The sequence below is a fragment of the Butyricicoccus sp. AM05-1 genome, from assembly GCF_003474415.1.
GTDB classification, from domain to species: Bacteria; Bacillota; Clostridia; order Oscillospirales; family Butyricicoccaceae; genus Agathobaculum; species Agathobaculum butyriciproducens.
On sequence record NZ_QUDG01000004.1, the window covers coordinates 51260 to 73456 of the forward strand.

Annotated in this window: 22 protein-coding genes; 18 read left to right on the forward strand and 4 right to left on the reverse strand. The window is 53.7% G+C overall.

Translation table 11 applies throughout. The annotated features are described in order from the left end of the window. Positions 1 to 101 precede the first annotated feature (101 nt). From DW088_RS07600 to DW088_RS07630, 7 genes are all read left to right on the forward strand, one after another. Positions 102 to 896 carry an ABC transporter permease gene (locus tag DW088_RS07600; protein WP_118284869.1) on the forward strand — a complete coding sequence of 265 codons (795 nt, stop codon included), beginning with the start codon at positions 102 to 104 and terminating at the stop codon, positions 894 to 896. Beyond that, complete coding sequence (locus tag DW088_RS07605) at positions 893 to 1666, forward strand: ABC transporter permease (RefSeq protein WP_118360276.1); 774 nt, start codon at positions 893 to 895, stop codon at positions 1664 to 1666. Before DW088_RS07600 ends, DW088_RS07605 begins: the two co-directional genes overlap by 4 nt. After that, complete coding sequence (locus tag DW088_RS07610; RefSeq protein ID WP_382728777.1) at positions 1639 to 2430, forward strand: ABC transporter ATP-binding protein; 792 nt, start codon at positions 1639 to 1641, stop codon at positions 2428 to 2430. Before DW088_RS07605 ends, DW088_RS07610 begins: the two co-directional genes overlap by 28 nt. Positions 2431 to 2445: 15 nt before the next feature. Beyond that, on the forward strand, positions 2446 to 3192 hold the full coding sequence (locus tag DW088_RS07615) for an ABC transporter ATP-binding protein (protein ID WP_118360277.1): 747 nt from the start codon (positions 2446 to 2448) through the stop codon (positions 3190 to 3192). Between the two features lie 109 nt (positions 3193 to 3301). Further along, entirely contained in the window at positions 3302 to 4843 is a 1542-nt protein-coding gene (locus DW088_RS07620; RefSeq protein WP_118360278.1) for a sulfatase family protein, read from the forward strand. Between the two features lie 12 nt (positions 4844 to 4855). Continuing rightward, positions 4856 to 5644: a sulfite exporter TauE/SafE family protein gene (locus DW088_RS07625; RefSeq protein WP_117489598.1), complete on the forward strand. Its 789-nt coding sequence runs from the start codon at positions 4856 to 4858 to the stop codon at positions 5642 to 5644. A 19-nt stretch (positions 5645 to 5663) separates the two neighbouring features. Beyond that, positions 5664 to 6791, forward strand: coding sequence for an anaerobic sulfatase maturase (locus DW088_RS07630; protein WP_118360279.1), 1128 nt, complete (start codon positions 5664 to 5666; stop codon positions 6789 to 6791). Here the strand turns inward: DW088_RS07630 and sigG are convergent. Next, entirely contained in the window at positions 6729 to 7607 is an 879-nt protein-coding gene (sigG, locus tag DW088_RS07635) for an RNA polymerase sporulation sigma factor SigG (protein WP_118360280.1), read from the reverse strand. The genes DW088_RS07630 and sigG overlap by 63 nt on opposite strands. Before the next feature lie 271 nt (positions 7608 to 7878). On the opposite strand from sigG, the gene pta reads away from it, so the two are divergent. From pta to DW088_RS07655, 4 genes are all read left to right on the forward strand, one after another. Continuing rightward, positions 7879 to 8889 (forward strand): phosphate acetyltransferase, encoded by a 1011-nt coding sequence (gene pta / locus DW088_RS07640; protein WP_110436271.1) that lies wholly within the window; start codon positions 7879 to 7881, stop codon positions 8887 to 8889. A 97-nt stretch (positions 8890 to 8986) separates the two neighbouring features. Further along, positions 8987 to 9415 (forward strand): hypothetical protein, encoded by a 429-nt coding sequence (locus tag DW088_RS07645; protein ID WP_118360281.1) that lies wholly within the window; start codon positions 8987 to 8989, stop codon positions 9413 to 9415. A gap of 2 nt (positions 9416 to 9417) precedes the next feature. Further along, the gene (locus DW088_RS07650; RefSeq protein WP_147356554.1) at positions 9418 to 9816 is read left to right on the forward strand and encodes a hypothetical protein; all 399 of its coding nucleotides are present in this window, start codon (positions 9418 to 9420) and stop codon (positions 9814 to 9816) included. A 15-nt stretch (positions 9817 to 9831) separates the two neighbouring features. Beyond that, on the forward strand, positions 9832 to 10230 hold the full coding sequence (locus tag DW088_RS07655; RefSeq protein WP_118360283.1) for a hypothetical protein: 399 nt from the start codon (positions 9832 to 9834) through the stop codon (positions 10228 to 10230). A gap of 175 nt (positions 10231 to 10405) precedes the next feature. On the opposite strand, the gene DW088_RS07660 is transcribed toward DW088_RS07655, so the two are convergent. Continuing rightward, positions 10406 to 10921, reverse strand: coding sequence for an SLOG family protein (locus DW088_RS07660; RefSeq protein WP_117489612.1), 516 nt, complete (start codon positions 10919 to 10921; stop codon positions 10406 to 10408). Between the two features lie 136 nt (positions 10922 to 11057). Here DW088_RS07660 and DW088_RS07665 point away from each other — a divergent pair, with 136 nt between their 5' ends. The 3 genes from DW088_RS07665 to DW088_RS07675 all read left to right on the forward strand — a co-directional run bounded on the left by DW088_RS07665 (position 11058) and on the right by DW088_RS07675 (position 14439). Further along, on the forward strand, positions 11058 to 11906 hold the full coding sequence (locus DW088_RS07665) for a YihY/virulence factor BrkB family protein (protein ID WP_117489614.1): 849 nt from the start codon (positions 11058 to 11060) through the stop codon (positions 11904 to 11906). A 54-nt stretch (positions 11907 to 11960) separates the two neighbouring features. After that, positions 11961 to 12587, forward strand: a complete 627-nt coding sequence (locus DW088_RS07670) for a flavodoxin family protein (RefSeq protein ID WP_118360284.1) — start codon at positions 11961 to 11963, stop codon at positions 12585 to 12587. A gap of 484 nt (positions 12588 to 13071) precedes the next feature. Then, the gene (locus tag DW088_RS07675; RefSeq protein ID WP_118360285.1) at positions 13072 to 14439 is read left to right on the forward strand and encodes a citrate/2-methylcitrate synthase; all 1368 of its coding nucleotides are present in this window, start codon (positions 13072 to 13074) and stop codon (positions 14437 to 14439) included. A 70-nt stretch (positions 14440 to 14509) separates the two neighbouring features. Here DW088_RS07675 and DW088_RS07680 read toward each other — a convergent pair whose 3' ends face one another. After that, positions 14510 to 15439 (reverse strand): sugar phosphate isomerase/epimerase family protein, encoded by a 930-nt coding sequence (locus DW088_RS07680; RefSeq protein ID WP_118360286.1) that lies wholly within the window; start codon positions 15437 to 15439, stop codon positions 14510 to 14512. A 389-nt stretch (positions 15440 to 15828) separates the two neighbouring features. Here DW088_RS07680 and DW088_RS07685 point away from each other — a divergent pair, with 389 nt between their 5' ends. From DW088_RS07685 to DW088_RS07695, 3 genes are all read left to right on the forward strand, one after another. Next, entirely contained in the window at positions 15829 to 16842 is a 1014-nt protein-coding gene (locus DW088_RS07685) for a sugar ABC transporter substrate-binding protein (protein WP_118360287.1), read from the forward strand. Between the two features lie 230 nt (positions 16843 to 17072). Continuing rightward, positions 17073 to 18578: a sugar ABC transporter ATP-binding protein gene (locus tag DW088_RS07690; RefSeq protein ID WP_118360288.1), complete on the forward strand. Its 1506-nt coding sequence runs from the start codon at positions 17073 to 17075 to the stop codon at positions 18576 to 18578. Next, positions 18571 to 19554, forward strand: coding sequence for an ABC transporter permease (locus tag DW088_RS07695; RefSeq protein WP_118360289.1), 984 nt, complete (start codon positions 18571 to 18573; stop codon positions 19552 to 19554). The genes DW088_RS07690 and DW088_RS07695 overlap by 8 nt, the downstream gene beginning before the upstream one ends. Positions 19555 to 19840: 286 nt before the next feature. Here DW088_RS07695 and DW088_RS07700 read toward each other — a convergent pair whose 3' ends face one another. Next, complete coding sequence (locus DW088_RS07700; RefSeq protein ID WP_118360290.1) at positions 19841 to 20857, reverse strand: LacI family DNA-binding transcriptional regulator; 1017 nt, start codon at positions 20855 to 20857, stop codon at positions 19841 to 19843. A 299-nt stretch (positions 20858 to 21156) separates the two neighbouring features. Between DW088_RS07700 and DW088_RS07705 the strand changes: the two genes are divergently transcribed. Then, positions 21157 to 22164: a Gfo/Idh/MocA family protein gene (locus DW088_RS07705; protein ID WP_118360291.1), complete on the forward strand. Its 1008-nt coding sequence runs from the start codon at positions 21157 to 21159 to the stop codon at positions 22162 to 22164. Positions 22165 to 22197: the final 33 nt, after the last annotated feature.

A 22197-nucleotide genomic window follows, 5' to 3' on the forward strand; every position in this document is an offset into this window, starting at 1 on the left:
CAAAAGGGAGCCCATGCTCCATGGGCTTCCTTTTCTGTACCCTGAAATGGGCGAAAATTACAGAATAAGGTAAAAGTAAGGCGGCTAAAGGAGAGGAGCATATGCAAGAAAAGAAAAAACTGCAGATCAATAAGTACCTGTTCATCAGTATTGCGTCGATCTGCGCAGGCATTTTTGTATGGTGGCTGGTAACGGACGGACTGGGTATTTTCCGATCGAATGCACTGCCTTCTCCGGTAAAGGTTGCCTCTACGTTTGTGAAAAAATGGTTTGAGACCAAGCCGGACGGCGCAACGCTGCTGCAGCATCTTGGTGCCAGCCTTCAGGTTGCACTCGGCGGCTATTTAATTGGTGCGATCATCGGTATCCCGCTCGGTATCTTCATGGCGTGGAACGACAGGGTGGATATGCTGGTTCGCCCGGTATTCGATCTGGTTCGTACCATTCCCGGCATTGCATGGACTTCGGTTATGGTAACGCTGGTCGGCATCGGTTTTCTGTCCAAAGCGCTGGTTATCTTTATTTCCGCGATGGTCGCTATGGTTATCAACAGTTATTCCGGTATTAAGCAGACAAAAACCGTGCACCTGTGGGTCGGTCAGACCTTCGGTGCAAGCAACTGGGAGCTGCTGACCAAAGTAGCGATTCCGTCTGCACTGCCGATGATCTTCACCGGTCTGGACGTTGCTCTCGGCTCCGCATGGACCACGCTGGTTGCAGCAGAGCTGCTGGCTTCCACTAAGGGTCTCGGCTTTATGATTCAGCAGGCACGCGGTATTTTTCGCCTGGATATCATCATCGTCGGTATGATCGTCATTGCGATTACCGGTGCGGTGCTTTCCTCGATTATTCAGTTTATCGGCAGAAAGCTCATCAAGGGAGGTAGACGTGGATGAAAGAACGCAACAAGCGTATCGCCTATGGCGTGCTCGGTATTTTCGTTTTTCTGTGTATCTGGTATGCAGCGACTAAGTTTACCTCGCTCGGCAAGGTTATGCCTGATCCGGTGACGGTTATTGCAGGCTTTTGCAAGGCATTTGTTGTACCGATCGGTACGCATTCTATGATTATGCACATCCTCATTAGTCTGCGCCGCATGCTGATTCCGTATGCGTTCGGCGGCGTGCTCGGTGTGCTGGTCGGTGTCGTGATGGGCTGGTATAAGATTGCTGATTCTATTCTGATGCCGTACATTCAGATGTTCCGCCCGATTCCGCCGATTGCATGGATTCCGCTTTCTATCGTATGGTTCGGCTTCGGTGAAGGTTCCAAGTATTTCTTAATTTTTCTGGCATGCTTCTTTACCATTGCACTGACTACCTACAACGGCGTGCACTCGGTCGATGAAACACTGGTTCGTGCAGCGCGTATGCTGGGTGCGAAAGATAACCAGCTGTTCACTTCCATTGTACTGCCAACGACGGTTCCGTACATTTTCTCCGGTCTGCAGGTAGCACTCGGCTCTGCATGGGCCACCATTGTAGCGGCAGAGATGATTCGCTCGTCCGAAGGCGTCGGCTGGCTGATCGTAAGCGGTCAGGACGTAGGCAATATGACGCAGATCATGGTAGGCATTCTGGCGATTGCCCTGACCGGTCTGCTCATCACTACCATCATGAGAGGAGTTGAATCCAAGCTATGCGCATGGACAGTGAGAGGAAAGTAACGGCTGCTGGCGAGCCGTTGATCGAGTTCCGTGGTGTGGATAAGTTTTTCGACAAACCGGAGGAAGGCCGCTATCAGGTCGTTGGAGATTTGAATATTAAGGTGCGCGAAAATGAGTTCCTTGTGCTGTTCGGCCCCGGACAGTGCGGTAAGAGTACCATCCTGAACCTGATTGCAGGCTTTGAGATGCCCTCGTCGGGGCACGTTCTCTGCATGGGCAAGGATATCACCGGGCCCGGTCCGGATCGCGGCATGGTCTTTCAGAATACGGCATTGTTTCCGTGGCTCACCGTTATGGGAAACGTGGAATACGGTCCTAAGGTACGCGGTATCAAGAAGGAAGAACGCCGCCAGAGGGCACAGCATTACATTGATCTGGTCGGTCTGCAGGGATTTGAAAATTCATTCCCGGTCAAGCTGTCAGGCGGCATGCAGCAGCGTGTCGGCATTGCCCGTGCGTACTGCAATGAGCCGCTCGTGATGCTGCTCGATGAGCCGTTCGGACATCTGGATGCACAGACACGTTATCTGATGCAGGATGAGCTGACCCGCATCTGGCAGGCGGAAAAGCGCACCGTTATTTTTGTAACCAACAACATCGAGGAGGCAGTGTACCTCGCAGACCGCATTCTGGTGCTGCGCAACTGTCCAACCGGTGTTAAGGCAGAGTATGAGATCAACCTGCCGCGTCCCCGTAATTATACCGATCCGGAATTTCTGCGGCTGCGCCGCGAGATCGATTCGGTAGTAGATCATACGCTGTAAAGGAGGTGCCGGACAATGGCAAACAAAGAGCCTAAGGTAAAAGTGCAGAACCTGACCAAGAGGTTCGGTGACCTTCTGGTGCTGGATAATTTGAACTTTGAAGTAGAGGAAGGCGAGTTCCTGTGCATCGTCGGTCCGACCGGCTGCGGCAAAACTACTTTTCTGAACAGTCTGACCCGCCTGTATGAGCCGACGGCAGGCGACATTCTGGTAAACGGCATTCCGGTCAATCCGAAAAAGCAAAATATATCCTATATTTTTCAGGAGTATTCCTCCTTCCCGTGGTTGACTGTGGAGCAGAATATCCGCTTCGGTCTGGAGATCAAGAAAATGCCCAAGGCAGAGGCGGATGCCAATGTAGAGGAAATGCTGGATATTGTCGGTTTGACCAAATTCCGCAATTACTATCCCAGTCAGCTTTCCATCAGCATGCTGCAGCGCGTTGCTATCGCGCGTGCATTTGCAACCAAACCGGAGCTGCTTCTGATGGATGAGCCGTATGGTCAGTTGGATATAGACCTGCGCTTCAAGCTGGAGGACGAGCTGATCAAGCTGTGGAAAAAGACGGGTACGACCGTACTGTTTATCACTCACAACATTGAGGAAGCCGTATACCTCAGCCAGAAGATTATGGTGCTGACCAACAAGCCAACCTCGGTGAAAACCGTGCTGGACAATCCGCTGCCGCTTCCGCGTGACGTTGTTTCACCGGAATTTGTCGAGCTTCGCAACAAGGTCACCGACTTGATCAAATGGTGGTAATGTCATAATAAAAACCGATTCACTCAATCTCTCTTCTTTCCCCTTGATATCGTTTTGGTATCAAGGGGAAAACAGTATGAGGGGATATTTCCGTAAAGGAGTGTAAAATATGCCGCGTAATATTCTGTTGTTTATGACTGATCAGCAGCGCACAGATTATGTGGGTTATGCCGCGGACAGCTGTGTTTCCACGCCGAATATCGACTGGATTGCACAGCATGCCCATTTTACTTGCTGCAATACAACCAATCCTATCTGTTCTCCGGCGCGTACCTCGCTTATCACGGGACGATATCCGCGCCAGATTGGCACGCTGACCATGGCAGGTGATCTGTTCCCGCAGATACCGACATTTATGCAGGCCCTGCAGGGTGCAGGCTACAAGACCTACGGCATCGGCAAGTTCCATTATAATCAGACCTATCCGTGGTCGACGCCGAGAGGCTGCGGCATGGACCCGGTGGCAGGAGAACCGGACGAGAAGTCCTACGGTTATGATTTCATCTGGGAGACCGCAGGCAAGCAGCAGGTGGTTTCCAACTACTGCTTCTACGGCGATTATCTGGCGAAGAAGGGCATGCTCGAGCAGGTACGAGACTTTTTCTCGCAGAGCGGCGGCAAAAACGGCGATGTAGCGAACCACAACTATGATAAGGCGCTGCCGTGGCCGTTCGATGAGGAGGATTACATTGATGTGGTAACTGGACGGGTGGCACGCGAGCAGCTTCGCGCGCATCCGGCGGAGCTGCCGTTCTACATGATGGTGTCCTTCTGCGGACCGCACAAGCCGTATGACGCACCGCAGCGGTATCTGGATATGTTTCCACTTGAGCGGGAGGATGATTTTATCCTGCCGGAAGGACAGATTATTTCGGATGAGGACAAGGAGAGTCTGTATCGTCAGCGCCGTTCTGCAAAGGCGATGATTCGGTTGATCGACGATCAGATAGGTGAAACACTGGATGTGCTGCGAGAGCGAGGCATGCTGGACGATACGCTGATCGTATTTACCTCGGATCATGGTGATATGCTGGGCGATCACTTCATGATTCAGAAAGGTGTGCCGTGGAAGCAGTCGGTTGGTATTCCGCTGGCGGTGCGTCTGCCGGGTGCAGCGCCTGTTGGTGAAAACACCGCACCGGTTGAAATTTCCGACATTGCAGCAACTGTACTCGATTATGCAGGATTGGATGCACAGCGGGTGCTCAGCAGAAGCTGGCCGGCGTATAACGATATTATTCCGAGCCGTTCACTGCTGCCGGTGCTGCGTGGGGAACAAGAGCGCGTCCGTGATTTTTGCTTTAGCGAAAGCGACTTTACCGAGGAGCGTATCGACGGCGTTTCCATCACTTCAACACCATATTGGCGCGGCGCAGACGGCTGCCGAAGCAATGCGTGGCAGACTATCATCACCGAGAACAGCAAGTACATCAAATATCTCGGCTATAAGCTGGATGAGATGCCGTATGAGGAATTCTACGACCTGAAACGCGATCCGCAGGAGCGTGAAAACCGCATTGCAGATGAAACTTATCGAGAGCAGATCGAACAGGCGCGCCGTAGGCTGTCGTACATGGTGGATCATTATCCGCCGGCGCAGAAAACGTGGACAACTGCCTGTGCGGCAAATCGTCAGACGGCGAAGGACTAAGGGTGTGATCAGGTGCAGAGTATTTGTTTTCTGGTAGCGTTCGGCGCTTGTATCATCGGTAAAATATGCGGTATGGGCGGAGGCGTGATCATCAAGCCTGCACTGGATGCGCTCGGTATTATGCAGGTGACAGAAATCAATTTTCTGTCTGGGTGTACGGTTCTTGGCATGACGTGCTGGTCGGTTGGTAAATCGCTGGTGCAGCACGAGTCGCAGATTGATCTGTCGATTTCAACACCGTTGGCAATCGGTGCGGCTGTTGGCGGTATGGCAGGAAAACAGATGTTTTCTGCTGTGGCCGGTCTGTTTTTAAATGCGGATACCGCAGGCGGTATACAGGCGGCGCTGTTGTGTACCGCGACGTTTGCCACGCTGCTCTATACTATCCGCAAGGACCGATTAACCATGCTTCAAGTGCGCAATCCGGCGGTCTGCGTGCTGATTGGACTGGGATTGGGCATGCTGGGAACCTTTCTCGGTATTGGCGGCGGACCGTTTAATATGGCGGTGTTGTTCTTCTTTTTCTCTATGCCGACCAAGGTGGCGGCACAGAACAGCCTGTACATTATCCTCATCAGCCAGAGCGTCGGCATCATTACTACGGCGGTGACAGGCAGTATTCCGACATTATCTATTATTCTGCTGTGCGGTATGGTGCTGTGCGGTGTACTGGGCAGCGAAGCCGGAGGACGCATCAATAAACGTCTGAGCGACCGGCAGGCAACCCTGCTGTTTGAAGGTTCCATGCTGCTGGTGATGGTGCTCAGCGCGTGCAATATTTATCGTTTTCTGTTAAAATAAAAGCGGAGGAGGGGTGATTATGCCGCCGATCAATATTCTGATCAAGCCTGCATCGTCTGCATGTAACATGGCATGCCAGTATTGCTTTTACAAGGATGTTGCGGCACACCGGGAGCAGGAGTTCGAGGGAATGCTTTCAATCGAATCAATCGAAAAGGTGATACAGGCGGGCATGGAATATGCCGAGCATATCTGCTCCTTTGCATTCCAAGGCGGTGAGCCAACGCTTGCAGGCCTGGACTTTTACCGTCAGGTGGTGGTACTGCAAAAGCAGTATGCCAAACCGGGTGTGGAAATTCGTAATGCCATACAGACCAACGGCTACACGATTGATGAGGAATGGGCCGCGTTTTTTGCGGAAAATCATTTTCTGGTGGGATTGTCGCTGGATGGACCGCCAGAGCTGCATAACCGCAATCGCACAGATGTGCAGGGAAAGGATACGTTCAATCGAGTTATGAAATCTGTGCGGCTGCTGAAAAAACACAATGTTGCGTTTAATATTCTGTGTGTCGTAACCGGACAGAATGCACGTTCGGTCGAAAAGTTGTACCGGTTTTACCGTAAACAGAATTTCAGATGGCTGCAGTTTATTCCGTGCATCGATCCGTTTGATCGGGCAGATGGTGAGCCATGCTATACGCTGACCGCAGACGGTTACAGTGATTTCCTTGTACGGCTGTTCGACCTGTGGTTCGACGACCTTCGGCACGGCGAGTATATCAGCATCCGCCATCTGGACAACTGGCTGTCCATCCTTCTGGGGGAGCGGCCGGAAGCCTGTAATATGGCAGGCTGCTGCTCGGTGCAGTTCGTTGTGGAGGGCGACGGCGGTGTGTATCCTTGTGATTTTTATGTGTTGGATGAATGGCGGCTGGGAAACATCGGAGAAACTGGTCTGGCTGATATGCAGAACAGCGAGACTGCAAAAAGATTCGTTCGGCAGTCGCTTGCCGTACCGGAGGAGTGCAAGACCTGTCAGTGGTTCGGTTTGTGCCGCAACGGCTGCCGCCGTGACCGAGATATCCTGCCGAACGGCGTAATCGGGCAGAATATTTACTGTGCGGCATACAAAAAATTCTTCTCAGAGCGATTCCGTCAGCTGACACAATCGATTGAGTGCATTCAGCGTATGCAGTATAGGTAAAAGGAAAATTCTCCTATCATTTTGATATGCTATCCTCGCGTTTTCTACCGCTCGTACATTATATATAGTAAGAAAAGGACCGGAATCTTCCTTCCTTTTGTTTGGCGAAAGGTGTATTTCGCGTGCCACCTCCATCTGGGTGCGTCCCTCGAAAAACCGCAGCCGGATGATACGGCGCTCGCGGTCGTTCAGGCTGCGCATAGCGTCCCGCAGAGCAATACCGGCCAGCCAGTTGTCGTCCGTGTTTTTGGTGTCACCGACCTGATCCATCACGCAGACCGTGTCCGTGCCGTCGTGGAACACCGGCTCGAACAGCGACACCGGGTCGAGTATCGCGTCGAGCGCGAACACGACCTCCTCTTTCGGCACGTCCATCAGCTTGGCCAGTTCCATGATGTCCGGCTCACGCTGGTGCTCGCGGATGAACGCCTCCTTGGCCTGCAGAGCGCGGTACGCCGTGTCGCGCAGGCTGCGTGAGACCCGCATGGCACTGTTGTCGCGCAGGTAGCGGCGGATTTCGCCGATGATCATCGGTACGGCGTAGGTGGAGAAGCGCACGCCGAGTTCGGTATTAAAATTGTCGATGGCTTTCATCAGGCCGATGCACCCGACCTGAAACAGGTCGTCCGGCGATTCGCCGCGCCCCTGAAACCGCTGAACGACGCTGAGCACCAGCCGCAGATTGCCGCGAATCAGCTCATCGCGTGCCTGCTTGTCTCCGGCAGCGGATTTTTTCAAAAGCTCGTCCGTCTTTTTGGCGGAGAGTACCGGCAGTCCCGATGTATTCACACCGCAGATCTCAACTTTTGTCTGCATAAAATTCCCTCCTGTTGGTCGTCACTATGAGGATACTATCTGGATTTTCCCCGCGGTCCCGGTCAAATATACCGACGAAATATTTTGCATGGGCCGGAGATTCGATAAATTTCACGTTCGCCTTGTGATATGGAACCGAGAAAGCGTTTTGTGTCCATCAGAAATTCCCTCTTGTGGGAATAGGGGGAAAGGGTGTATAATAAATTCAAGAGAATGCCTGTTTGCAGCGTCACACTGCATACAGACGATTGAAAACGAAGGAGAATGCAATATGTTTGAAAATCTGATTGCAGCACTCAAGGCTGACAAGCGCAAGATCGTATTCACCGAAGGCCCGGACGCTCGTATCCTCGAAGCGGCTGCACGCCTGAAGAAGGACGGCCTGATGGATTCCATTCTGGTCGGCAATGTTGACGAGGTAAAGGCTGCTGCTGCAAAGGGCGGCTTCGATATCGAGGGCATGGAGATCATCGACCCGGCTACCTACCCGGAGATGGACGCTATGGTAGCTAAGATGGTAGAGCTCCGCAAGGGCAAGATGAGCGAGGAAGACTGCCGCGCTGCACTGTCCAAGGGCAACTACTTCGGCACCATGCTCGTTAAGATGGGCAAGGCTGACGCTCTGCTCGGCGGCGCTACCTACTCCACCGCTGACACCGTTCGTCCGGCTCTGCAGCTGATCAAGACCAAGCCGGGCGCACACCTCGTAAGCTCCTGCTTTATTCTGGTCCGCGAGAAGGACGGCGTAGAGGAGAAGCTGGCTATGGGCGACTGCGCGATCAACATCGACTATCCGGATTCTGTTGACAAGGAAGGCAACGTAACCCTGAAGGGCAGCCAGAAGCTGGCTGAGGTTGCAATCGAGACCGCTAACACCGCTAAGGCTTTCGGCATCGACCCGAAGGTTGCTGTTCTGTCCTTCTCTACCAAGGGCTCCGGCAAGGGCGGTACGGTTGCTCTGTCCCGCGAGGCTACCGAGTACGCTAAGGAGATGAACCCGGAGCTGGCAATCGACGGCGAGCTGCAGTTTGACGCTGCCGTATCCCCGGTTGTTGCTGCTACCAAGTGCAAGGGCTCTCCGGTTGCAGGCCAGGCTAACACCTTCATTTTCCCGTCTATCGAGGCTGGCAATATCGGCTACAAGATCGCTCAGCGTCTGGGCGGCTACGCTGCTTACGGCCCGATCCTGCAGGGTCTGAACGCGCCGATCAACGATCTGTCCCGCGGCTGCAACGCTGACGAGGTTTACCAGATGGCGATCATCACCGCTGGCCTGAAGTAATTTCAGCACACACATAATTGCATAAGTAAGGAATCCGCCGACGTGAAAATTCAATCATGTCGGCGGATTTTGCTTTTTCAGTGGGGAGGGAAAGCGTATGAAACGGAAGATTATAGCTGTTATTGCAGGTATTCTGATTTTTGGATGGGCATATTGGCTTGTGCCGTATTCGCCGATACCGGATACGGTGAATATCACGGAAATGCGGGTGTATCAGCTTGACAGGGGAGAATACGCTGATGATTTCACCGAGCGGGTTGATACAGATACCGTACGCGAACTGCTTACGCATATTCGGGCACGTCGTATACCGAGTCTGCGGCTTGAGGGGATACAGGAAGACAGTTTTGTCGTTGAGGTGAAATACTGGGATAAAACTATGTGTATCAATCTCGGCGAACCGGGTGGACCGGATTATGTGTATGACGGTATAATGCGTCCTACGCTGTGGATGCACAAGGTGTCCGGCGGTGAGGAATTGCTCACGTTGCTGGCGGACAGCTACTACAACAAAGGGGAGGGATAGCGATGAAACGAAGGATAGTATTTGCATTGATAAGTGTGCTGATTTGTGTGGGAGCAGCGGTTTGGCTTGTACCGTACACGCCAATGCCGGATACAGCAGAGATTGTGGACGTGCTGGTACTCCATGTTCATGCGGGAGATACGGCTGAGGACATCACAGAACAGGCTGATACGGACGCAATACGCGAACTGTTGCCGCAAATCAGAGCACTCCGTCTGCCGAGTTATCATCGCGCCATCAGCGCAGACTGCTATCAGATTCAGGTGGTATACGGCGGTAAAACCGTATGTTTCAGCCTCGGTGAACCGAGCTATGCGTATGAGGTCACAGAAAGTATGTCACCGTGGGTACATAAGCTGTCCGGCGGCGAGAAACTCCTCGCGCTGCTTGATGAACAATAAAAGGGAGGGATCGGCATGAAAAAACGAATCGCATTTGTATTGGCGGGCGTGCTGGTTTGCGTCGGAGCGGTGATTTGGCTTATTCCGTATGCACCTATGCCGGACATGGACGGCTTCTGGAACGTGCGTATCTGGCGCGTCAATGGCGCGGATATGACCGAACTGACCGAGCAGGTCGATCAAACGGCTCTGCGCGAAGCGCTGACACAGGTGCAGGCCAAACGTGTGCCGCGTTCACAGAGCAGTTTTTCGATGGATAAGGTCAGCTACGAAATCATCGCGGTGTATAATGACACGCCGACCTTCCTTAATATCGGTGAACTTAATTTTGTGTACAACGGCAACGGCTGGGTGCATGATTTGAAAAACGGCAGTGAGATTCTCAATCAGCTGGATGAAATCTGTAATAATTGAGAATTGAAAATGGAGAATTGAGAATTAACGTAACGGTATAATGTTTTGTGCGTTTGCAAATGGTTTAACGTGCATGGCATTACGGCATACCGTCACGCCCATTTTCCATTCTCCATTCTCAATTATGCAATCGCTGACAGAAAACAAAAAGGACTGACCCATCGGTCAGTCCTTTTTACAGCAGCGACAGCTGCCCGTCCGCGAGATTTACAATTTTCAGCCCGCTCTGCTCGGCCATATGTACGGTCTGCGCCGTACCGCCCGACCGTCCATCATAGTAACAGATAAGCCTTGACGATGCATCCACCATAAACCGGTTGCGCGCGGCAAAGCACCCGGCGTGATAGCTCCGCGAGAGCGCGTATACCTTATCTGCGGCGAGCAGGCAGCGGTTGAACCGGCGCTTCCACTCGAGCGGAAACCGATCGGCCTGTCCGTCGAACGGCACAGCACACAGCAGCTGCACCGGGAGTGCGGCGCGCGCGCGCAGAACAGCTTCGGCGGCCCACAGATCAAAGCCGGTGGACATGCCGGAGAGAAACCGTGTATAGCCGTCAGCGGCGGCCTCTGCGACCGCAGCATCGAGTGCGGCGAACAACTCGCGCGCAGCGGGACAGTCCTCGTTCCGGAACGGCATTTTTTCAATTCGGTAGCCGGAAAAGCAGCAGGTCACCGGACGCAGATCCGCCATGACACACCCTCCAATCAGAACAAATGTTCTATTTTTATCAGTATACAATAGATGAAGCCAAAACGCAAGTTGTAAATTTGATAAAAAGCTGATATGATAAGTACAGCAAAATCTACCGACACAGGGGAGGGACGCAATGAACGGTCAAAACCGATGGCTATATCTGATCAAGCGCATGGTTTACCGCTTTTTTGATGACGGCATTCCGCAGTCTGCGGCAGAGCTTTCGTATTTTCTGCTGTTTTCCATGTTCCCGCTGCTGATGTTCGTCAACTCCATGCTCGCACAGCTTGACCTGTCAATCGAGGGGATGCAGCCGGTGCTGGAAATGCTGCCGAAAAGTCTGCAGCAGCTCATAGGCGGCTATATTCAGCAGCTGACCAGCACGCCGTCGTTCAGCCCGATGATCGTCGGTCTGGGTCTGACGCTGTATTTCCTGTCCCGTGCGGTGCGCTCAATGATGCGCACGGTCAACGATATTTACCACGTTGAAATCTCGCGCGGCATGGTCAAGGACGTGCTCATTTCGTTCGGTATTACGGCGGGCTTTCTTGTTTCGGTTGTGTGCAGCTTTGTGCTTGTCGTCGCCGGACGAACCATCATCCGCGTTGTACCGAAATATCTGTCGGTGCCGCCGGCTGTGATGGACGGACTGCACGATGCCAGCTTCTGGGTGATGATCGCGTTTATTTTCGTGTTCCTCATGCTGTTCAATAAGGTCGTGCCCAATCTGCACCTTAGGTTCCGCGAAGTGTGGCCGGGGGCGCTGTTCTCGCTGGTAGCGTGGATTCTGGTCTCGCTTGGATTTTCGTTTTATGTGGACAATATGGCGCGGTATTCTGTGCTGTACGGCTCTCTGGCGGCGATTATCGTACTGATGCTGTGGCTGTATATCGTCAGCATGATCCTGCTGATGGGGCCGCAGCTGAATCATACGCTGGTGGTCATGCGCCTGTATCGATTGGAAAATCAGAAGCATTTGTAAGTCAAAAAGGTGCGGACGCGCACTGAAAATAGAGAAAACACGGAGGAAAAGGATATGAAAGTTGTAGCAATCAACGGCTCGCCGCGCAAGGGCGGCAACTGTGCGCAGATGCTCGAGGTGCTCGGCAAGGTGCTCGAGCAGGAGGGCATCGAGTTTGAGGTATGTCAGCCGGGGGCGAAGGTGCATCCGTGCATGGCGTGCTATCACTGCCTGGACAACGGCACGCTGCGCTGCGTGCAGGACGACGACGGTGTAAATGAAATCATCGCCAAGTGCATTGAGGCGGACGGCATCGTGCTCGCATCTCCGGTGTACCACGGCGGCATTGCGGGCGGCATGAAGTGTGTGCTCGACCGTCTGATTCTGGCGGCAGGCTGCGGCGATAATCAGCTGAAGCACAAGGTCGGTGCGGCGCTGTGTACGCTGCGCCGTTCGGGCGGCATGGAGACCTATCAGCAGCTGCTCGGTACGATCAACACCATGGAAATGGTTCTCGTCACCTCGGACTACTGGAACGCCGTACACGGCGCAGACAAGGGCGAGGCTGTGCAGGATATCGAGGGCGTTGAGGTCATCGAAAAGCTGGGCCGCAACATGGCATGGATGCTCAAGGTGATCGACAAGGCCGGAATCGAGCCGCCGGAAAGCCGTCCGCGCACGATGATGAACTTTATCCGCTGATCCGTATGGTTATCCGCTAAACAAAAATTGCAGAGTCCGAAAAGGCACAATGAGAAACTCATTGTGCCTGAGGCTGTCGAAAAACTTCGTTTTCCGAACAGCCTCTCGCTCGAACCACGCTTTCGAGCGAATCTCGAAGAAAAACCGCGTCCTACGGACACATTTTTTCTTCCCTTGTATAAATTCCGAGATACATGCTCCCGGAATTTATGAATTTGCAAAGCAAATTCGATTGAATGCGTGCTGCCGCACGAAGCATAAAAATCGAATATTGCTTTTTCGACACGCTGAGGCACAATGAGAAACTCATTGTGCCTTTTTATGCATAAATTTATCAAATTTGTGGGCATATCCGGTGTAACTGCTGAGATATGCGAAAAAATTTACGAATTATTAACGGAACTGTGCAAAAATGTCATGTAAACGCGAGTGGATTCTGATATAATAAATATATCACACAATACAGTAAAAGGGAGGAATCATCATGACACCGGAACACGATATTTTACAGGTCACGCCGCGCGTGGAAGCGCTGGCGGCGCTCTGCCGCTCGAACAGCCGCATTGATCCGGCGCTGTACCGCAAGTACGATGTCAAGCGCGGTCTGCGCGACATCAATGGACAGGGCGTACTGGCCGGTCTGACTAACATTTCGGACATTATCTCCCGCAAGGAGATAGGCGGCGAAATCGTGCCCTGTGAGGGCGAGCTGTACTACCGCGGCATTCGCATTCAGGATCTGGTGCAGGGCTTTATCCGCGACGGCCGCAAGGGGTATGAGGAGGTTGCCTACCTGCTGCTGTTCGGTGAGCTGCCGGATGCCAAGAGTCTGGGCGATTTCAAGGCTCTGCTGGCACAGGGACGCACGCTGCCGACCAATTTCACGCGCGATGTCATTATGAAAGCGCCGACGCATGACATGATGAACAGCCTGTCGCGCAGTGTGCTCACGCTGGCATCCTACGACAGCAACGCGGATGATATCAGTCTGCCGAACGTGCTGCGGCAGTGCCTGATGCTGATTTCGGTCTTTCCGATGCTGGCTGTGTATTCCTATCACGCATACAATCACTATGAGTGCGGCGGCAGCATGTACATTCACTACCCGTCGGACAGTCTGTCTACTGCGTCCAACTTCCTGCGCATGCTGCGCCCGGATATGCAGTACACGCCGCTCGAGGCCAGCGTGCTCGATCTGGCGCTTGTGCTGCACATGGAGCACGGCGGCGGCAACAACTCGTCGTTCACAACACACGTTGTCACGTCCTCCGGCACGGATACCTATTCGGCTATTTCGGCGGCGCTCGGTTCACTGAAAGGCCCGAAGCACGGCGGAGCGAACTACAAGGTCGTGCAGATGTTCGAGGATATGAAGAAAAACGTGTCGGATACCACGGATGAGCAGGCGGTTGCGGATTACCTTGTCAAGCTGCTGCGTCGTGAGGCATTTGATCAGAAGGGACTCATTTACGGCATGGGCCACGCCGTGTACTCGATTTCGGATCCGCGTGCGCAGGTATTCAAATCCTTCGTCGGTCAGCTGGCGCACGAGAAGGGCAGAGACGCGGATTTCGCGCTGTACACCATGGTCGAGGAGGTGGCGCCTCGGGTTATCGCGCAGGAACGCCACATCTATAAGGGTGTGTCCGCAAATGTTGATTTTTACTCAGGTTTTGTGTATTCCATGCTGGGTTTGCCGCCGGAATTGTACACGCCGGTGTTCGCGATGGCGCGTATCGTCGGCTGGAGCGCCCACCGCTTGGAAGAGCTGATCAACACGGATAAGATCATCCGTCCGGCGTACCGCTGCGTGCAGCCTACGGAGCCTTATATTTCTCTTAAGGAACGCTAAGACTTAATATAATAAAGAAAGCAGGTGCTGTAAGCGTAAATTACAGCACCTGTTATTATAGATATAAGATTTAATTAATATTGAGCGCTTCGCGCAGCACCTGCAGACTGGCGAGATGGCCGTCGAGCATGGAGAGTGTCAAATCTTCCATTTCAAGGGAAATCTCCTCGTTGTAGCCCGACATGCGGACAACCGAGAAAAACTCCTTCCACCACTTGGCATCGTGTCCCGCGCCGACGGCAACATAGTTCCACGAGCGTCGGGCAAATGCGTCGATCGGCTTGGTATCCAGCATGCCGTTCGGCTGCCAGTAGCGGCGCTCCGGCCGCGAATCCTTGCCGTGAATATGGTAAATCGCGCCGTGCTCACCGAGCACGCGGGCCGCTTCGATCGGATCGCCACCCATCCAGAACAGGTGGGACGGATCGAGGTTCATGCCGATCATCGGACCGACAGCCTCACGCAGACGGAGCAGCGTTTCCGGGTTGTAAACCAGCTGCATACCGTGGTTTTCGAGCGCGATTCGCTCGATTCCGCAATCCTCCGCCAGCTTAACAAGGTTTTTCCATGCGGGAATCGCAACCTGATTCCACTGGTAATCCAGAATGTCCTGCGTCTCGGGCGGCCACGAGGTCGTGATCCACACCGGCGTTTTATCGCCCTCGCAGCCGACCGGCAGACCGCTCATCATAACGATCTTCTTTACTCCGAGCTGATGCGCCAGCTCGAAGGTTTTCTTGGTTACATCCATGTCCTTTTCATACGCGAGCGGGTTGCCCGAGCAGTTGAGCGCGCACAGCTCCAGCCCCTTTTTACGCATGGCGTCATACCACTTTTCACGGGCGGTCTTGTCGCTTACCAGAAGGTCGAGGTCACAGTGCGGCGCACCCGACCAGTTGCCGGTGCCGATTTCAATAGCGGCAATTTTCTGCTCCACGCAGAAGTCGAGCATCTGCTCATAGGGCATATCCAGCGTGCAGGTTTTGATAGCAAGCTTCATTGTCGTATTCCTTCTCTCATTAGGATACTGTAATTTTACCACATTGTAACCTTTGGTGGCAAGAGATGTCTCCAAAATGTGCCCAAAACGACCATGAAATTTCCATGATTTTATAGGAAAAATGCCGTAAGAAAATAAAAATGCACAATGCACGGAGTCGGGTTTTCGAATGTCACAGCAGGAATTTGTGAATGTGCACAAAACGGAATGTGTGAAAATCACCACCTCTTACAAAAATAACAACGAAGGGTTGCCAAAACGATATTATTGCATTAAAATATTACCAGAACGTTGGAGCGTTCCTAAGTCCCACAGCAGTGGGAACCGACCGCAGAGCAGACAACCTGAGAGACTGTTTGCTCCGCATAAAAAAGGAGAGAGGTTTTATCATGAAGAAGAGATTACTTGCTATGCTGATGACCGGCGCTATGGTTGCAAGCCTTGCAGCTTGCGGCGGCGGTTCTTCCACCCCGTCTACGGACGACAAGACCGGCGGCGATAAGGCGCAGAGCGGTTCCGGCTGCTCTGTTGACGTTATCCTGAAGACGACTGCTTCCGAGTACTGGAGCTACGTTAAGGCTGGCGCTGAGGCTTACTCCAAGGACAACCCGGACGTAAAGGTTGAGGTTAAGGGCGCTACCTCCGAGACCGCTTACGACGAGCAGCAGAATATGATCGAGACCGACCTGAACTCCGGCGCATACGATGCATTCGTTATCGCTCCGCTGCAGGCTGACCTCGTTAAGACCCTGATCGCTGGCCAGACCGCACCGATCGTTGCAGTTGATACCAACATCGATGCACCTGAGGTTCTGTCCTTCGTAGGCACCGGCAACGAGGATGCTGCTGCAATGGGCGGCAAGGCTGCTGTTGAGGCTGCTAAGGCTGCTGGCTGGGATAAGGTTCAGGCAATCGCAATTTCCGGTGTACAGGGCGACGGCACTGCTACCGCTCGTCTGACCGGTTATGAGAAGGGCGTTACCGAGGCTGGCGGCGAGTTCCTGAAGGACGAGATCCAGTACGCTGACGCTGTTGCTGATAAGGCTGCTACCTCGATGGAAGCAATCATGCAGAACCATCCGAAAGGCGTCGCTATCATCGTCTGCAACAACGACGATATGGCTATGGCTGCTGCTCGTGCTGCAAAGGGCAACGCTGCTTACGAGAAGACCATCTTCGTTGGTTTCGACGGCATCCAGTCCGCTTGCAACGCTATCCTGTCTGGCGAGGAGACCATGTCCGTTGCTCAGGAAGCATACGACATGGGCTACAAGGCAGTTGAGGCTGCTGTAAAGGCTGTTAACGGTGAGAAGCTGGAGAAGTTCATCGACTCCGGTTGCTCCGTTGTCAACAAGGATAACGCTCAGGAGCGCCTGGATACCCTGAAGGGCTACATCGGCTAAGCAATCCCATCCCACACGCTTGTGGTTTTCCATTAGTTCCAGCATTTAAGTGAACGAGAAGAAACCCCTGCTCGATTTCAATCTCTGCAGGGGTTCTCTTTTCAAACATGCTCCCGCGGACAAGAAATGGTAAAGAGCTTGCACTGGGCAGGCTTTTCCTTAGGGAACTGAACCGAGAACAGTTTACTTTGTTCCGCACTTCATCTCGGAGAAGAAAAGGTGATATGCAAATGAGTGAATACGTAGTAGAACTGAAAAACGCGACCAAGCGTTTTCCGGGCGTAGTGGCTCTGAAAAACATGCAGCTTTCCGTCAAGCCGGGCGAGATCCTCGGCCTGATCGGTGAGAACGGCGCAGGTAAATCTACGCTGATCAAGGTGCTGACTGGTGTACATCAGGCAGACGAAGGTCAGATCTTCGTAGACGGCGTCGAGCAGCATTTTAAGGACCCGAACGATTCGGCAGCGGCTGGCATCGCGTGCGTATATCAGGAGCTTAACATTGAGAAGCTGCTGAGCATTACTGACAACATTTTCATCAACAAGTGGATTAAAAAGGGTACTCTGCTGGATTACCCGACCATGCACAAAAAGGCAAAGGAAGTTATGGCTTCGCTCGGTCAGGACGTAGATCCGACCAAGCCGGCAGGTAACTTTGGTATGGGCGTACAGCAGATGATCGAGATCGCAAAGGCGGTTCTGATCAACGCAAAAATGATTATTATGGACGAGCCGACCTCCTCTCTGGGCGAGAAAGAGGTTGAGCAGCTGATGAAGACGTGCCGTGAACTGAAGGCACGCGGCATCGGCATCGTCTTTGTATCCCATAAGCTGGAGGAGCTGTTCGAGCTGTGCGACCGCGTTGAGGTTATCCGTGACGGTGAGTTCATCGCAACCAAGCCGATCGATCAGTGGGATAATGACTCCCTGATCACCGCAATGGTAGGTCGTTCGCTGGATAATCAGTTCCCGAAGGAATTCGGCACCAAGTCCAAGGAGCCGATGCTTGAGGTTGACAGCGTTGTTGAGGCAGGCGTCCTGAACAATGTATCCTTCAAGGCATACGGCGGACAGATTCTGGGCTTTGCAGGTCTGGTCGGCGCCGGCCGTACCGAGATCATGCGCGCGATTTTCGGCGCAGATCCGATCGACAGCGGCAAGATCAAGATCAAGGGCAAGGAAGTATCGATTAAGTCTCCGCGTCAGGCTATCAAGCATGGCATCGCGTTCCTCACCGAGGACCGTAAGGGACAGGGTCTGGTACTGGCTCAGACCATTCGCACCAACCTGATTCTTGCTAACATGAAGGGCTTCTCGTCCGGCTTGTTCCTCAACGAAAAGAAGATTCTCGAGGCAGGCGAGCAGAACATTGCGTCGCTGCGCATCAAGACCCCGTCGATCGACGAGATCGTAGGCCAGCTGTCCGGTGGTAACCAGCAGAAGGTCGTAATCGGCAAGTGGGTCAACACGGATGCAGAGATCTTTATCTTTGACGAACCGACCCGTGGTATCGACGTCGGCGCAAAGGTCGAGGTGTACAATGTAATGAACAGCCTTGTCAAGCAGGGCAAGTGCGTTATCATGGTATCTTCGGAAATGCCTGAGATCCTCGGCATGTCCGACCGCGTAATCGTAATGCGCGGCGGCGAAGTAATGGCCGAAGTAGACCGTGACAGCGAACATTTCAATCAGGAAGACCTTATGAAGGCAGCTTGGGGAGGTAAATTAGATGACTAAATCGAAGAAATCCAGCAGTTTGATGTCTTATGCTGGTACTTTTGGCGCACTGGTAATCCTTTGTGTAGTTCTGGCGATCGCTTCGCCGAACTTCTTTAAGTATTCCAACATGATGTCTGTTCTCAAGCAGACCTCGTTCAACGCACTGGTATCCACCGGTATGCTGCTCTGCCTGATCACTGCCGGTATCGACCTGTCCGTAGGTGCGAACGCAACGTTCGCTGCCTGCCTTGCCGGTATGCTGGTTAACAAGGGCATGACCAATCCGGTCATTCTTCTGCTCGTCGCAATCGTCGGCGGCACCCTGATCGGCTGGATCAACGGTATGCTTCTTACCCGTCTGCACCTGCCGCATCCGTTCGTATCTACCCTCGGTATGAAGAACGTACTGTGGGGCGGTGCGCTGATCATCACCAACTCTCAGATGGTATCCTTCTCCGGTAACGATGCAGTTATGTGGCTGGGCTCCAAGACCCTTGGCGGCTTCCCGGTATCCTTCATCGTAGTAATCGTTATCTACATCATCATGCACATCCTGCTCACCAAGACCGCTCTGGGCCGTTCCATCTACTGTGTAGGCGGCAACCCGGAAGCAGCTCGTCTGTCCGGTATCAACTCCGCTAACGTGCTGACCTTCTGCTACACCCTGTCCGGTTTCATGGCAGCTCTGGCTGGTATCGTTTCCATCGGTCGTTCCGGTATCTGCAACGGCGTTAATGCAATCCAGCCGTACGATACCGACGCAATCGCAGCCTGCATCATCGGCGGCGCATCCTTCATGGGCGGCAAGGGCACCATGGTTGGTACCATGCTCGGCGCGCTGATCATCGCTGTTCTGCGTAACGGCTTCTCCCTGCTGTCCGTTTCTTCGGCAGTACAGAACCTCGTACTCGGCCTGGTTATCATCGGCGCCGTACTGCTCGACGTTACTCGTGAGCGCATGGCTGCTAAGGCTCGCCGTCTGGCTGCTAAGTAATCAGTCCACGCATATCAAACAAAAAAAGAGTCGCTGTAAAGCGGCTCTTTTTTGTTGTGGAAAACCCTTTTTCGATTTGCGGAACGGCGGAGTTGCCGTCTGCGGACGGCGGGAACGTGCCGCACGCGCGGCAGGCTCGGCGGCCTGGAGGTCTATCGGGTGAAAGTGCGGCGTGTCAGCGCCGCACAATTTGTTCGGTCAGATGGTAGGATTTCCTATCAATAGATGCAAATGGACGAAAATCGTTACAAATTCTCCGCTCTCAACTCCCCACTCTGAACGCAGTTTACAGCATTTCCTGCGTGATCAACCGCAGATCGGTATAATACAGCTCACGCTTCGGCTTCACGCCGCGCAGCAGCATTTGATACATCGCCAGCACGGCGTGGAACGACTCCTGCGAGAATGACTGACCGATCACGAAATCCACCGTGCCGTCCCGCAGATACCGCTTCGCGGTGGGCGTGAGGTCGTTGCAGACGATATGCGGCCGGGTGGTGCGCCGCGCTTTTCGGATGCCCGCGATGCAGCCGGAGAGCGGCTGGCAGGCCATATAGACGGCGTGCAGGCGACTGTCGGCCTGAAGCGCCTGCGCGACGAGTTCGCCGGTGAGTTCAGGCATTTCATTGGTTTCAATCACGCGGTAGGCATCTTCGGAGAAGCCCAGCTCGAGCAGCCGACGGCAGAAGCCGTCCACGCGGCCCTTGTGTGCTTCCATACGCAGGTTGCCGGTGACAATGAGAACGTGCTCGGGCGGTCGGATGAGCCGCGCCATGACACCGGCGGCGATAGCGCCCGCGCGGACAAGATCCTGTCCGGCATGGCACAGACGGCCGCTGTGCGGCACATCGGCATCATAGGTGATGACGGTCACGCCTTGCTGCACTGCCTGCTCGATGGCGGCGCGGACCTCCGGCGTGTTCTCGGCACGGATGATGAGTCCGTCCACGCCGGAACGAATCTGCTCGTCCATCGCGCGGAGCAGCTCCTGCATGGTCATGGTACGCAGCGGCTGCTCGGTCAGTATAAACGCCGGATCGGCGATATAGCGCAGCGCCTTGCGAATGCCGCTGACGATCTGCCGGTTGAAGTGCCCGTCCGTCCATTGAGGAATGAGAATAGCCGCTTGCCTGCAATCTGCCGATTTCGGCGGCACTGGAGGCTGGTAGCCGAGTTTTTCTGCGGCACGGACAACTTTTTCGCGTATCATCGGATTGACGTTGGGGCGTCCGTGCAGCACACGGTCCACCGTGCCGCGCGACACACCGGACAGCTCTGCAATTTTTTGTATGGTAACTGCCATTGACACATTCTCCTTTTCTACTTCAAAGTATAGGGGAGAGCAGCGCTGACGTCAAGCATAACTACGCACAGTGCACAATCAAAAATGCGCTGTCATCTGCTTTTGAGACTTCATTTTGCCATAAATTTGCGGTGCTTTTTTAGGCAGGCTACCAATGTTTTGATGGGACGGTTGACCGTGACGGCGGGATTGCGGTACAATGTATGCAATGAAGAAAAAAGTGTGAAAAAACGCGGGAATCCGCGTGTATTAACGAGATTTTAAGTGATTATTCTTGCTGTTAAAAGGAGAGGATCAGCATGCTGAATATTGGTGTTATTGGCTGCGGCGCAATTGGCCGCGATCACATTCGACGCCTGACGGACATTGTTCCGGGCTGTCAGGTTGTTGCCTGTGCAGACTATTTTGAAGAAGCTGCGATTAAGGTTGCAGCGCAGTATGAAGGCATGAAGGCATACAAGACCGGCGAGGAGCTGATCGCAGCACCGGAGGTGCAGGCGGTCGTTATCACCTCGTCCGACCCGAGCCACGCAGGCTATGTGCTCGAGGCTCTCAAAGCGGGCAAGCAGGTGTTCTGCGAGAAGCCGCTGGCGCAGAACGCAGAGGACTGCGAGAAGATCATCGCCGCAGAAATCGCACACGGCAAGCGTCTGGTGCAGGTCGGCTTTATGCGCCATTATGACCGCGGCTATGCCGAGATGAAGCGCATCATCGACTCCGGCGAGCTGGGTGCACCGCTGATGATTCACGCGTGCCACCGCAACGTATCTCAGCCGGATGGCTTCCAGACCGAGATGGGCGTTTCCAACGTTGCAATCCATGAGCTGGATATCTGTCGTTGGCTGCTCGGTGACGAGTATAAGAGCGGTCAGGTGCTCAAGGTGCGCCAGTCTGCGTGCTCTACCAAGGGTTATGACAACCCGCAGATCGTGCTGCTGGAAACCCAGTCCGGTGCGCGCATCGACGTAGAGGTTCAGGTTGCGGACGCTTACGGTTACGACATCCAGTGTCAGGTCGTCTGCGAGAAGGGCACAGTCAACCTGCCTGATCCGTATGCGGTTGTCAAGCGATCGAACGCGACCCGTTCGTTCCCGATCCTGACCGACTGGAAGGACCGCTTTATTGAAGCCTATGACATTGAGCTGACCCATTGGGTCAAGACCCTCGAGGAGAAGGGTGAGCCGGATGGTCCGTCCGCATGGGACGGCTACGCTGCCTGCGTTGCAGCAGACACGCTCAACCGTTCCCGCGGCACGAATCAGTTCCTGCCGATTGAGATGATGGATAAACCTGCTCTCTACCAATAATCTCTCATATAAAAGAAAAAGGACCGCTTAGGC

Bases quoted from the DNA above. Each gene is read 5' to 3' on its own strand.
- DW088_RS07600 (WP_118284869.1), top strand. From the start codon at position 102: ATGCAAGAAAAGAAAAAACTGCAGATCAATAAGTACCTGTTCATCAGT.
- DW088_RS07605 (WP_118360276.1), top strand. From the start codon at position 893: ATGAAAGAACGCAACAAGCGTATCGCCTATGGCGTGCTCGGTATTTTC.
- DW088_RS07610 (WP_382728777.1), top strand. From the start codon at position 1,639: ATGCGCATGGACAGTGAGAGGAAAGTAACGGCTGCTGGCGAGCCGTTG.
- DW088_RS07615 (WP_118360277.1), top strand. From the start codon at position 2,446: ATGGCAAACAAAGAGCCTAAGGTAAAAGTGCAGAACCTGACCAAGAGG.
- DW088_RS07620 (WP_118360278.1), top strand. From the start codon at position 3,302: ATGCCGCGTAATATTCTGTTGTTTATGACTGATCAGCAGCGCACAGAT.
- DW088_RS07630 (WP_118360279.1), top strand. From the start codon at position 5,664: ATGCCGCCGATCAATATTCTGATCAAGCCTGCATCGTCTGCATGTAAC.
- sigG (WP_118360280.1), bottom strand. From the start codon at position 7,607: ATGCAGACAAAAGTTGAGATCTGCGGTGTGAATACATCGGGACTGCCG.
- pta (WP_110436271.1), top strand. From the start codon at position 7,879: ATGTTTGAAAATCTGATTGCAGCACTCAAGGCTGACAAGCGCAAGATC.
- DW088_RS07645 (WP_118360281.1), top strand. From the start codon at position 8,987: ATGAAACGGAAGATTATAGCTGTTATTGCAGGTATTCTGATTTTTGGA.
- DW088_RS07650 (WP_147356554.1), top strand. From the start codon at position 9,418: ATGAAACGAAGGATAGTATTTGCATTGATAAGTGTGCTGATTTGTGTG.
- DW088_RS07655 (WP_118360283.1), top strand. From the start codon at position 9,832: ATGAAAAAACGAATCGCATTTGTATTGGCGGGCGTGCTGGTTTGCGTC.
- DW088_RS07660 (WP_117489612.1), bottom strand. From the start codon at position 10,921: ATGGCGGATCTGCGTCCGGTGACCTGCTGCTTTTCCGGCTACCGAATT.
- DW088_RS07665 (WP_117489614.1), top strand. From the start codon at position 11,058: ATGAACGGTCAAAACCGATGGCTATATCTGATCAAGCGCATGGTTTAC.
- DW088_RS07670 (WP_118360284.1), top strand. From the start codon at position 11,961: ATGAAAGTTGTAGCAATCAACGGCTCGCCGCGCAAGGGCGGCAACTGT.
- DW088_RS07675 (WP_118360285.1), top strand. From the start codon at position 13,072: ATGACACCGGAACACGATATTTTACAGGTCACGCCGCGCGTGGAAGCG.
- DW088_RS07680 (WP_118360286.1), bottom strand. From the start codon at position 15,439: ATGAAGCTTGCTATCAAAACCTGCACGCTGGATATGCCCTATGAGCAG.
- DW088_RS07685 (WP_118360287.1), top strand. From the start codon at position 15,829: ATGAAGAAGAGATTACTTGCTATGCTGATGACCGGCGCTATGGTTGCA.
- DW088_RS07690 (WP_118360288.1), top strand. From the start codon at position 17,073: ATGAGTGAATACGTAGTAGAACTGAAAAACGCGACCAAGCGTTTTCCG.
- DW088_RS07695 (WP_118360289.1), top strand. From the start codon at position 18,571: ATGACTAAATCGAAGAAATCCAGCAGTTTGATGTCTTATGCTGGTACT.
- DW088_RS07700 (WP_118360290.1), bottom strand. From the start codon at position 20,857: ATGGCAGTTACCATACAAAAAATTGCAGAGCTGTCCGGTGTGTCGCGC.
- DW088_RS07705 (WP_118360291.1), top strand. From the start codon at position 21,157: ATGCTGAATATTGGTGTTATTGGCTGCGGCGCAATTGGCCGCGATCAC.